This window comes from Desulfofundulus thermocisternus DSM 10259, from assembly GCF_000686645.1.
Lineage (GTDB): Bacteria > Bacillota > Desulfotomaculia > Desulfotomaculales > Desulfovirgulaceae > Desulfofundulus > Desulfofundulus australicus.
Genome location: NZ_JMLG01000003.1, coordinates 76,888 through 87,629, shown reverse-complemented (window position 1 = coordinate 87,629; position 10,742 = coordinate 76,888). Strand labels below are relative to the sequence as shown.

Annotated in this window: 12 protein-coding genes; all 12 read left to right on the top strand. The window is 57.3% G+C overall.

Going from position 1 to position 10,742, the window contains the following annotated elements:
• Positions 1–302 precede the first annotated feature (302 nt).
• The 12 genes from BR83_RS0104480 (at position 303) to accB (ending at position 10,742) form a co-directional block, all read left to right on the top strand.
• Positions 303–1,982 (top strand): FAD-dependent oxidoreductase, encoded by a 1,680-nt coding sequence (locus BR83_RS0104480; protein WP_027356068.1) that lies wholly within the window; start codon positions 303–305, stop codon positions 1,980–1,982.
• Between the two features lie 132 nt (positions 1,983–2,114).
• Positions 2,115–3,125 (top strand): stage III sporulation protein AA, encoded by a 1,011-nt coding sequence (gene spoIIIAA, locus BR83_RS0104470; protein ID WP_051617887.1) that lies wholly within the window; start codon positions 2,115–2,117, stop codon positions 3,123–3,125.
• Positions 3,125–3,643: a stage III sporulation protein SpoIIIAB gene (spoIIIAB, locus tag BR83_RS0104465; protein WP_027356066.1), complete on the top strand. Its 519-nt coding sequence runs from the start codon at positions 3,125–3,127 to the stop codon at positions 3,641–3,643. The genes spoIIIAA and spoIIIAB overlap by 1 nt, the downstream gene beginning before the upstream one ends.
• Positions 3,644–3,658: 15 nt before the next feature.
• Positions 3,659–3,862, top strand: coding sequence for a stage III sporulation protein AC (spoIIIAC, locus tag BR83_RS0104460; RefSeq protein ID WP_027356065.1), 204 nt, complete (start codon positions 3,659–3,661; stop codon positions 3,860–3,862).
• A gap of 13 nt (positions 3,863–3,875) precedes the next feature.
• Positions 3,876–4,262: a stage III sporulation protein AD gene (spoIIIAD, locus tag BR83_RS0104455; RefSeq protein ID WP_027356064.1), complete on the top strand. Its 387-nt coding sequence runs from the start codon at positions 3,876–3,878 to the stop codon at positions 4,260–4,262.
• A 10-nt stretch (positions 4,263–4,272) separates the two neighbouring features.
• A complete protein-coding gene (spoIIIAE, locus tag BR83_RS0104450) occupies positions 4,273–5,454 on the top strand; it encodes a stage III sporulation protein AE (RefSeq protein ID WP_027356063.1) in 1,182 nt (393 codons plus the stop codon).
• Positions 5,455–5,468: 14 nt separating this feature from the next.
• Complete coding sequence (gene spoIIIAF, locus BR83_RS0104445; protein ID WP_027356062.1) at positions 5,469–6,122, top strand: stage III sporulation protein AF; 654 nt, start codon at positions 5,469–5,471, stop codon at positions 6,120–6,122.
• A 20-nt stretch (positions 6,123–6,142) separates the two neighbouring features.
• Positions 6,143–6,784 carry a hypothetical protein gene (locus BR83_RS17380; protein ID WP_027356061.1) on the top strand — a complete coding sequence of 214 codons (642 nt, stop codon included), beginning with the start codon at positions 6,143–6,145 and terminating at the stop codon, positions 6,782–6,784.
• The gene (locus tag BR83_RS0104435) at positions 6,784–7,359 is read left to right on the top strand and encodes a SpoIIIAH-like family protein (protein ID WP_051617883.1); all 576 of its coding nucleotides are present in this window, start codon (positions 6,784–6,786) and stop codon (positions 7,357–7,359) included. Before BR83_RS17380 ends, BR83_RS0104435 begins: the two co-directional genes overlap by 1 nt.
• Positions 7,360–7,594: 235 nt before the next feature.
• Complete coding sequence (locus tag BR83_RS0104430; RefSeq protein ID WP_027356059.1) at positions 7,595–7,774, top strand: hypothetical protein; 180 nt, start codon at positions 7,595–7,597, stop codon at positions 7,772–7,774.
• A 201-nt stretch (positions 7,775–7,975) separates the two neighbouring features.
• Positions 7,976–8,668 carry a class I SAM-dependent methyltransferase gene (locus tag BR83_RS0104425; RefSeq protein ID WP_027356058.1) on the top strand — a complete coding sequence of 231 codons (693 nt, stop codon included), beginning with the start codon at positions 7,976–7,978 and terminating at the stop codon, positions 8,666–8,668.
• Between the two features lie 217 nt (positions 8,669–8,885).
• A complete protein-coding gene (gene accB, locus BR83_RS0104415) occupies positions 8,886–10,742 on the top strand; it encodes an acetyl-CoA carboxylase biotin carboxyl carrier protein (protein WP_027356057.1) in 1,857 nt (618 codons plus the stop codon).

The following is a 10,742-nucleotide window of genomic DNA, read 5'->3' as shown; positions in this document are numbered from 1 at the left end:
GCCGGGCCAGGCCCGTGCCGCGGACAGGATGTCCGCGGAGGCCACCTGAACACAGGATGTGTGAATGTGGCCGGTACCCGCCGAAGACCGGAGCCGGGGCCAAAAGGCCCGGCCAGCGAAACGACCGGGAGCGACGAGTAAAACCGGGGCACACACCAGGAGTACTTTGTCGACAGCTTGAGGTTTCGGTGATGCCGAAACTTTTTTTATATTCCGGGTGAAATGCACGCGGATACCCCCCTTGACTTCAAGCCTGACCGGGTTTACAATAGGCCAGAGATTTCAAGGGAGGCGGTAGTACCATGTGCAGGATAGTAATTATTGGTGGTGTGGCTGCAGGCCCTAAAGTAGCAGCACGGGCCCGGAGGCTCATGCCGGATGCTGAGATCACCATTATCGAGCGGGGCCGCCTTATTTCTTATGCCGGCTGTGGTATGCCTTTTTATGTCGGCGGTCAGGTCAAGGACTTTAACCAGTTATTCGCTACATCGTATGGCGTAATCAGGGACGAGCATTACTTCATGAACGAAAAAGGGGTGAAAGTGCTCACCCGTACGGAAGCCAGGTCCATCGACCGGCAGAAAAAAGAAGTGACCATTGTAAACCTGGATACCGGGGAAACCGGTACCATCCCCTATGACAAGCTGGTGCTGGCCACCGGTTCCACCCCGTTTGTTCCTCCTATCCCCGGCCTGGATTTAAAAGGCGTTCACCGGCTTAACCATCCCGATGACGCCAGGAAAATTGTGGAGCAGCTGGATGGGGTAAACGAGGCGGTAATTGTGGGGGCGGGGCTGATAGGTATGGAGGCAATGGAGGCCCTGCTCAGGCGGAAGATCTTCGTGTCGGTGGTGGAACTCAAAGAGCAGATCCTGCCCGGCGTGCTCGACCCCGACCTGGCAGCGGTACTGGCTTTCCGCCTGGAAGAGGAAGGCGTGGAGTTCCACCTGGGCAGGAAAGTAATGCGCCTGGAAGGTGATGAAGAGGGGCGGGTCTGCCGGGTGGTGACCGATGGCGGCACCCTGGATGCCCAGATGGTGATTGTGGCCGTGGGCGTAAGGCCCAACGTGGAACTGGCCAGGGCTGCCGGCCTTACCATTGGGGAAACGGGAGCCATTGCGGTAAACGAATACCTGCAGACCAGCGACCCGGATATCTATGCTGTGGGGGACTGCGTGGAAAACCTGCACCTGGTTTCCGGGCGGAAGGTATACATCCCTCTGGCTTCCACGGCCAACCGCCAGGGGCGGGTGGCCGGTGACAACCTGGCCGGCAGGAAGAGCAGGTTCAAGGGCGTGCTGGGTACCTCCGTGCTGAAGGTATCGGGCTGGAATGTGGGCCGTACCGGCCTGGGCGAGCAGCAGGCCCGGGAGCTGGGATATGATGTGCTCACCGCCCTCAACGCCACCCATGACCGCACCCATTACTACCCCGGTCATGACAACCTGCTCATAAAACTGGTGGTGGATAAGAAGAGCCGCAAGTTACTGGGTGCCCAGGCCATTGGCGGGGGCGACGTCATCAAGCGTATAGATGTGGTGGCCACGGCCCTGTATTTTGGGGCTTCGGTGGACGACCTGTTCGATGTGGATCTGGGTTACGCCCCGCCCTTCAATACTCCCATTGACCCGGTTCAGCACGGGGCCAACATTGCCCGGAACAAGGCGGATGGCCTGGCCAGGACCATCAGCGCCCGGGAGCTTATGGAAAAGCTGGAGCGGGGAGATGATTTTGTCCTCCTGGATGTGCGCACCCCGGAACAGTACGCGTACCGGCATATTGAGGACGAGCGGGTAATGCTGGTGACCCTGGGCGATCTGCGCCGCCGCATTGAGGAAATACCCAGGGACAAGGAGATCGTTACCCTTTGCGCCCTGGGGGTGCGGGCATATGAAGCCATGCGCATTTTAACCGGCGCCGGCTTCAAGGACGTTAAATTCCTGGAAGGCGGCCTGCAGGCCTGGCCCTACGAGCTGGAATAAGTCAGGCAACCGGATATGCAATAGCTGACTAAAGACCCTTCACCTGTGGTGAGGGGTCTTTTTTTGACAATTTTTTGGGGTATAAAAACTTGTCCCTCCAAATATTTATGAACCAGGAAGGGAGGGACAACCATGATCGGTACACCCCTGCTTCGCCCGGTCAGGCCGGCGCAAACCCGGCCCGTGGAGGAAGTATTAACGGTGCTGCCCGTTCAGCTGCGCAACCTGATTACCAGGCTGCCTCCGGAGATCCTGGAACAGCTGGAAGAAATTCGCCTGCGCCAGGGGCGCCCCCTGGCTCTCGGGCTGATTCACCGGGATGCATTTCTCAGCCCGGAGGGCAACCTGGTGAGCGATCCTGAACAGGCCTACCGGGTGAGCGCCGGTGATCTGGAGCGTACCCTTCAGCTTATTACCGGGTCATCCCTCTATGCCCTGGAGGAGGAGTTGCGCAGTGGTTACATTACCCTGCCCGGGGGGCACCGGGTCGGCCTCACCGGGCGCGCGGTAATGGAAGGGGGCCGGGTGAGGACCTTGAAGTATATCAGCTCCCTCAATATTCGCATTTCCCGCGAAGTGCCGGGTCTGGCCACCCCCCTTTTGCCCTACCTGATTGACCGGCAGGTAAAAAGCATCTACCATACCCTGATTTTTTCCCCTCCCCGCTGCGGGAAGACCACCATGCTGCGGGATATCATCCGCCAGCTGAGCAACGGTGTACCCGAGCTGGATCTTCCCGGTCTTACAGTGGGGGTGATCGACGAGCGTTCCGAGCTGGCCGGCTGTTACCGGGGGGTGCCCCAGCGGGACGTGGGGGTGCGCACCGATGTACTGGACGGCTGTCCCAAGGCGGAGGGCATGATCATGCTCCTGCGCTCCATGGCTCCCCAGGTGATCGCTACCGATGAAATTGGAAGGGAAGAAGATATAGCTGCCCTGGAAGAAGTGTTCCATGCTGGGGTAAGGGTACTGGTTACTGTACACGGTGCTTCCCTGGCTGAACTGGCCGTTCGTCCGGCCCTGCAGCATCTTTTTAAGCTAAAGGTAATTCAGCGTTTTGTCCTTCTGGGCCGTTCCCGGGGCGTGGGGACGGTGGAGGACATCCTGGACGGCCGGACCATGCGTTCACTGGGGGTGAGGTGATGCTGAAAATCCTGGGCTGTGTGTTAATTCTCCTGGCCGGTGGCGGGATGGGGGTAACCATGGCCGGTTATTATGCCCGCAGGCCGCAGGAACTGCGCAGCCTGCAGGCTGCCTTAAAGATGCTGGAAACGGAGATTACCTACACTGCCACCCCGCTCCCCGAAGCGCTGGGCCGGGTGGCGGAGCGGGCGGGCCCGCGGGTGGCTTTGCTGTTCAACCGGGCCCGGGAAGAGCTCATGTCACCGGCAGGCTGCACGGCACGTGAAGCCTGGGAGGAAGCGCTGAAGGCTTTTTACCCCACCAGTGCCCTGGCCCCTTCCGATCTGGCTGTTCTTCGCCAGCTGGGACCCGCCCTGGGCATTTCCAGCATGGAGGATCAGAGCAAGCACCTGCGCCTGGCCATGGAACAGCTGGGCAGGGAAATGGCGCAGGCCGAGGAAAAGGCTTCCCGCTACGTTAAGCTCTGGAACTATCTGGGCTTTCTCGGCGGGCTGGCCCTGATTTTGATGCTGTACTGAAAAGGGGGAGCTGCCATGGGTTATGATATCAACCTGATTTTTAAAATTATCGGTATAGGAATTCTGGTCGGTGTGGCCCATTACGTCCTGAAAAATTCCGGTAAAGAAGATTACGCCGTTATTGCTACCCTGGGCGGGCTCGGGATTGTGCTCATCTGGGTGGTACAGCTGCTGGGGGGGTTCTTTGACCAGGTGAGGTCGGTGTTCAAGCTGTTTTAAAGGAGTGGCGCCCGTGGAGATTATGCAGATTGTCGGCCTGGGGATAGTGGCGGCAGTGCTGGCGGTTACCATCCGGCACAATAAACCGGAAATGGCCATGCTCTTGAGCATTGCCACGGGAATCATCCTTTTCATGCTGGTTCTGGGTAAGATTGGCTCGGTGATTGATGTGCTCAGGGATCTTGCTTCCCGGGCCAATTTAAACATGGTTTATCTGGGGACGATTCTTAAAATCGTGGCCATCGCCTACATTGCTGATTTCGGGGCCCAGATTTGCCGGGATGCGGGGGAGGGAGCGGTGGCTTCCAAAATAGAATTTGCCGCCAAAGTTCTCATCCTTGTCCTGGCGGTACCCATAATGATTGCCGTACTCCAGTCCCTCCTGAAACTCGTACCCTGAGGTGATGGGGATGCTCCGGCCCTTCTCGTTAATGGTGCTCTGCATGTTTTTGGTGCTCTGTCCCGCTGCCGCCCTGGCCCTGCCGGAAAGCCCGGCCGGAAGTGCTCCTTCCCTGGAGCCGGCCCTCACGTCACCCGATCTCAGCGGGGTGGAGGATTATATCAACACCCTGGATGCCGAAATTAAGGAAGCCCTGCCCGGATTCCATTTTAAAGAAATGGTTATAAAACTGGTCAATGGGGAACTTGATTTAAGCCCCGGGGAGATTTTAAAAAACCTGCTTTCCTATCTGTTTCGTGAAGTGGTGGCCAACTCCGCCCTCCTGGGTAAACTGGTGGTTCTGGCTGTTATATGCGTGGTACTGCAAAATTTCTCCACCGCCTTTGACCGGGGGACTACCGGCCAGCTGACCCATATGGTTACCTACCTGGTGCTGGTTACCATTGCCATAGGTTCTTTTGCCCTGGCGGTGCAGACGGGCAGGGAAGTGGTGGACAAGATGGTTACCTTCATGCAGGCCCTGATGCCTGTCCTGCTTACCCTGCTGGTGGCACTGGGCGGGGTGGCTACGGCAGCCATCTTCCATCCCGTAATTCTGGTCAGTATCACCTTAATTGGGACCCTGATCAAAAACCTGGTTTTACCCCTGGTATTCTTTTCGGCGGTACTGGGGCTGGTCAGCCACCTTTCCCCCCGCTTTAAGGTTTCCGGCCTGGCGGGCCTGTTGCGGGGTGCTGCCGTCGGGATTCTGGGAATAATGGGGACAGTTTTTCTGGGCCTGCTGGCCGTCCAGGGAGTGGCAGGGGCTGTAGGCGACGGGGTAATCCTGCGCACGGCCAAGTTTTCCATCGATGCCTTTATTCCTGTGGTGGGAGGGATGTTTTCCGATGCCCTGGAAGCGGTGATCAGCTCATCCCTGTTAATTAAAAATGCTGTGGGTATTGCCGGAGTGGTGGCGGTGGTGATGATCATGACCCTGCCGCTGGTCAAGCTCATTTCCCTGGCCTTTATCTATAAACTGGCTGCTGCTTTAATTCAACCGGTGGACGATTCCCAGGTGGTTTCCTGCCTTTCGGACCTGGGTAATAACATAATTCTCATTTTCGCCACTGTGGCTACGGTGGGCCTGCTCTTCTTCTTCGCCATTGCCATTATGGTGGGGGTGGGTAACCTGACCGTCATGCTGCGCTAGGGGGGAGGGATGGTGTGGAGCTTATCCGCCAGCTTGTTCAGAACCTGATCGTTATCGTGGTTCTGGCAGTTTTTCTGGAAATGCTGCTGCCGGCCAGCGACATGCGGCGCTACGTAAAAATGGTCATGGGGTTACTGATTATCGTGGTAGTTTTGCAGGCCATAGGAGGGATAGTCCGGGGGGACTGGCAGCGCCACCTGGAGCCGGCTATAAATGCTGCCCCGTCGGGGGTTCCGGACCTGAAAGAGATTCTGGCCGCGGGGCAGCGTTTGAAAGACGGACAGGAGCAAAAAGCTCTGGAGGAGTACCGCCAGGGCCTTTCCCGCCAGATTGTTGCCCTGGCGGGTTTGAACAGCGAGGTTCAGGTGGTAAAGGCCCGGGTGGAAATTTATACGGATCCCGGGGACAGGCATTACGGGCAGATCCGGGAAGTTTTTCTGTTGCTGGCTGCAGCCCGCCCCCGTATTCAGGAACAGGGTTCCGGTCGGGGTGAGCAACTGGTGGAACCGGTAACCATTGATGTCGGGGAGCGGGCACAGCCGGTTCAGGGAGAGGTAAACGCAAAACCGGGGCCGGAAGCGGAAAAAGCTGCAGCCCGGCTGACCAGGGTGGTGGCCGATTTCTATAACCTTTCACCTGATCAGGTCAAGGTGCAATGGGTGAGTTGATTTAAGGGGGGCTGGTAAAAATGTCTATCTGGGAAGCCTGGAGGAAGTTTCTGGGTAACCGGAAGGAGGGGGATCTTCCGCCGAAAATAACACGCCGTCAGCTTGGATTGCTGGGAGGACTGGTTGCCCTGGGAGTTCTCCTTCTTGTTCTGGGGAGCATCAGTCCACCGGGGAAGGATGGGGTGCCCGCAGGTGAGGAGAACAACCGGGCAGTACAGGAAAGCCCGGCCAAACAGGGGGATGGCTCCACCATGGCGCGCCAGGAAGCAGCCCTTGAAGCAAAGCTGAGGGAAATGCTTGCCCAGGTGGAAGGGGCTGGAGAGGTGAAGGTAACTGTACGCCTGGCCAGTTCCAGCCGGGAGGAGTATGCCGTAAACACCACCACCGGGCGCAAAACCACCGAGGAAAAAGACCAGGCGGGTGGAACCAGGGTCACCAGTGAAGATACCGGCAGCGACCAGCTGGTTTTAATTCGCTCCGGGCAGGGTGAGGTGCCGGTGGTGGAACAGGAAATTGCTGCCCGCGTGGCCGGGGTGCTGGTGGTGGCCGACGGGGCCGGGGATCCCCTGGTGAAGGCCCGGCTCTTCGAGGCCGTGCAGGTGGCCCTGGGTGTTGAGCCGCAAAAAATTCTGGTCTTACCAAGGGAAAGGGGGAAAATTTGATGCGCACCATCCTGATTCAGAAACGAACCCTCCTGGCCCTCCTGATGGGATTGCTGGGGCTGACTTTGCTTGTTCTGGGCTGGCACGGTGCCCCGGAGCCTTTTAAACGGCAGGATGAAGGGGCACCGGTATCTGCCGGGAATATCACTGCCGAACAGGGGATGGCGGATAAAACCTCACCCGGTTCCGGTCCGCGGGTTGCGGATGCTTCCAGCCGGGGTACAGCCTTCTTTGTGGAATACCGCCTGGATCGGGAACGGACAAGGGGGCAGCAGCTGGAACTGCTGCGGGAAATCATCAACAATCCCCAGGCAGCACCTGAAACCCGGAAAACTGCTCAGGAACGGCTGCTGGTTATCAGCCAGAGTCTGGCCCGGGAAGCAGAGGTGGAGAATTTGCTCCGGGCCAGGGGGTTTGGAGATGCTGCCGTATCCCTGGATGGCCGGGGTGCTACCGTGGTAATCCAGGCCAGCAGTATCTCCGCTGAGGAGGCTACCCGCATTGCTGAACTGGTATCCAGAGGGACAGGGGTGGCGGAACAGGATGTGGTAATCATTCCGGTACCAGGTTCCTGATCTAAAAACGTGTTTCAATTCTGCCCCGGGCGGGTCCCCGGGGCTTTTTAAGGCCAGAGTCTACCGGGATGACAATGGGCGAAGGGAGCAGGAGTTTTATCTTATACGTAAAATTATTTAAGTAAAGGTCATACGGGTACGATCACAAAAACAGATACCGGTTGCGGCGGGGCCGCTCCCCGTTCCCGGAAATGAAGGAACGTGTTATTAACTGTCAGGAGAGGGGGGTAGGGAGATGTTAAAAGCAAAAGATATGACCATGGAGCAGATTACCCATACTTTTTGCAGCTGGTGCAAATACAGGCGTGTCAGCCTGGGCCAGACTTACTGGGAGTGCGGCCTGCAGGAAAAAGATCTCCAGGAACGCTGCCCCTACAGGAAGGCAGTGCGCAAAGAGGAAGAAGGGGCGAATTAAAAGGACTTATTAAACATTTCCGCCCGGCCTGGCCCGGCCAGCGAAACGACCGGGAGCGACGATTAAAACCAGGGCACATTCCAGAAATACCTTGTCTATAAACTGATTCCGGCTTTTATGCCGGAAAATCTTTTCCCGGGCGGGACCGCCCAGAGAGGATACTGCTGATCCCGGCGGTGGCCGGTGTGTGGGGGTGTACCGGTGAGGCAGCTTTTTGACGATAAGGCCGGAACTTACGATGAATGGTACCTGACTCCCGCAGGTCGTTTTGTGGACCGGGTGGAAAAGGAGGCGGTGCTGGGCTACCTGGAGCCGCGCCCGGGAATGAGCGTTCTGGATGTGGGTTGCGGGACGGGTAACTATTCCCTGGAACTGGCCCGGAGGAAATTGCTGGTGACGGGCCTGGATATTTCCACGGCCATGCTGGAAAAGGCCCGCGCCAGGGCCCGGGCCGAGGGGCTGCCGGTGGAATTTGTTTGGGGTGACGCCATGCAGCTGCCTTTCCCGGATAACAGTTTCGACGGCGTTATTTCCGTTTCCGCCCTGGAGTTTGTACCGGAACTGGAGGCGGCTCTGCAGGAGGCTTACCGGGTTCTCAGGCCCGGGGGCAGGCTGGTGGTGGGGTTGATTGGCGGGGACAGCAGCTGGGGCCGTTATTACAGGGAGAAGGCGCGCCGGGACCCGGGTAGTGTTTTTAACCGGGCCCGGCTGTATAACCTGAGTGAACTGCGCCGGGCCATGCCGGGTGCCGGGGTTCGTGCCCGGGCGGTCCTTTTCACTCCGCCCGGTTTTGATTATGAGCAGGAGGAAGCGGCCTGGCAGGTAGAACGTGCTGCCGTTGCGGCAGGTCGTGAAGATGGCGGGTTTATCTGTGCGGTATCTTCCAAGATTTAGGACCCCCTCTTTGAGAAGGGGGTTATTGGTTTATTTATCAGAATATTCAGATGTCCAGTTGTTAAATATATTGTATACTTGTGTAAACCCTATTTCCGGAAACTAAAAATTTAAATATAATAACATCAAACCAGTTAAATAAAAAAACCGCAAGTTCAGGTTGTTTTCAAGCAACCTGAGTATTTTTTGTATAGCCATGTTTCTGGGGGAGGTTTCCATGGGTTTAAAGATCACCGATACTACCCTGCGCGATGGTCACCAGAGTCTTTGGGCTACCCGGATGCGCACCAAAGATATGCTGCCCATCCTGGAAAAACTGGATGCGGTGGGCTATCATTCCCTTGAAGTATGGGGCGGGGCCACTTTTGACGTGTGCATGCGTTACCTGAATGAAGACCCCTGGGAGCGCTTGCGCACCTTGAAAAAATACATCAAACGCACCCCTTTACAAATGCTTTTGCGCGGGCAGTCCCTGGTGGGATACCAGCACTATCCCGACGACGTGGTCGAAGCCTTTATCAATAAGATGGTGGAAAATGGTATTGATATCATCCGCATTTTCGATGCCTTAAACGACCTGCGCAACTTTGAAGCACCCATGCGTGTGGCTTCAAGAACGGGGGCACATATCCAGGCGGCGGTGGTTTATACCATCAGTCCGGTGCACACCACCGAACATTACGTGGAGACGGCAGTCAGCCTGGCCCAGATGGGTGCCCATTCCATCTGCATAAAGGATATGGCCGGGCTGCTTACGCCATATAAAGCTTATGAACTGGTTAAACTGATTAAAGAGCGGGTCGGCCTTCCCGTGCAGCTGCACAGTCACTACATCGGCGGCCTGGCCCTGGGGGCCTACCTCAAGGCTGCCGAGGCGGGGGTGGATGTGGTGGATACCGCCTCCGTACCCCTGGCCTTTGGTTCATCTCAGCCTCCGGTAGAAACGGTGGTGCGGGCGCTGCAGGGCACGCCGTATGATACGGGCCTGGATCTCCACCTGCTGTTTGAAATTGCTGCTTACTTTGAGGACCTGCGCAAGTCACTGGGGTACGAGCGCGGGGTGACCCGTATCAACGATATGCGGGTTTTCGAGCATCAGGTGCCCGGCGGGATGATTTCCAACCTGGTTACCCAGCTGGAGGAGCAAAAAGCCCTCCACCGCCTGCCCGAGGTGCTGGAAGAAATTCCGCGGGTAAGGGCAGAACTGGGCTACCCGCCCCTGGTTACTCCCACCAGCCAGATTGTGGGTACCCAGGCCGTGCTGAACGTTCTTACCGGGGAACGCTATAAGCTGATCCCCGGTGAGGTTCGTGCGTATGTTGAAGGGCACTACGGCCGGCCGCCGGCGCCGGTGGATCCGGAGGTGGCGAGAAAGATACTGGGGGATAAAAAACCCATAACCTGCCGCCCCGCCGACTTGCTGGAACCCAAAATGGATAAAATAAGGGAAGAGATTAAGGACCTGGCCAGGTCGGAAGAAGATTTCATTTCCTATGCCCTGTTTCCCCAGGTGGCAAGAAAATATTTTGAGAACCGTAACCGGTCCGCAGATCCTGCCGTGCCGGTTAACGGCAACCAGGGTCCCAAAACCGGTCGCAAGGAGGATGGTACCATGAACTTGCAGGAAATCAAGGAGCTGATTAAACTAATTGACCAGACGGATATTGCCGAGCTGTCTCTGGAGAGTGCAGGGGTAAGGGTGGCCATACGGAAAGCCGGTGCCCAGGGAATTATACCGGCACCGGAAAAGGAAGCACCCCCTGTACCAGTACAGGCCAGGGAAGCGGCGGCGCCGCCGGCACCGGAGCCGGAGAAGAATGTGGATACTTCCGGTCTTACCGTTATCAGGTCGCCCATGGTGGGAACTTTTTACCGGGCCCCGGCTCCGGATGCGCCGCCTTTTGTCCAGGTCGGGGATCAGGTGACGAAAGGCCAGACTTTATGTATTATTGAAGCCATGAAATTGATGAATGAAATTGAATCGGAAGTGTCCGGTGAGATTGTGGATATTCTGGTGGAAAATGGTCAACCGGTGGAGTACGGGCAGGAGCTGTTCTTGATTCGGGAAAAGTAG

What these genes read in the sequence shown, in the direction of transcription:
- BR83_RS0104435 (WP_051617883.1), top strand. Translation starts at nt 6,784, where the DNA reads ATGCGCACCATCCTGATTCAGAAACGAACCCTCCTGGCCCTCCTGATG.
- BR83_RS0104480 (WP_027356068.1), top strand. Translation starts at nt 303, where the DNA reads ATGTGCAGGATAGTAATTATTGGTGGTGTGGCTGCAGGCCCTAAAGTA.
- accB (WP_027356057.1), top strand. Translation starts at nt 8,886, where the DNA reads ATGGGTTTAAAGATCACCGATACTACCCTGCGCGATGGTCACCAGAGT.
- spoIIIAE (WP_027356063.1), top strand. Translation starts at nt 4,273, where the DNA reads ATGCTCCGGCCCTTCTCGTTAATGGTGCTCTGCATGTTTTTGGTGCTC.
- spoIIIAC (WP_027356065.1), top strand. Translation starts at nt 3,659, where the DNA reads ATGGGTTATGATATCAACCTGATTTTTAAAATTATCGGTATAGGAATT.
- spoIIIAA (WP_051617887.1), top strand. Translation starts at nt 2,115, where the DNA reads ATGATCGGTACACCCCTGCTTCGCCCGGTCAGGCCGGCGCAAACCCGG.
- BR83_RS0104430 (WP_027356059.1), top strand. Translation starts at nt 7,595, where the DNA reads ATGTTAAAAGCAAAAGATATGACCATGGAGCAGATTACCCATACTTTT.
- spoIIIAB (WP_027356066.1), top strand. Translation starts at nt 3,125, where the DNA reads ATGCTGAAAATCCTGGGCTGTGTGTTAATTCTCCTGGCCGGTGGCGGG.
- BR83_RS17380 (WP_027356061.1), top strand. Translation starts at nt 6,143, where the DNA reads ATGTCTATCTGGGAAGCCTGGAGGAAGTTTCTGGGTAACCGGAAGGAG.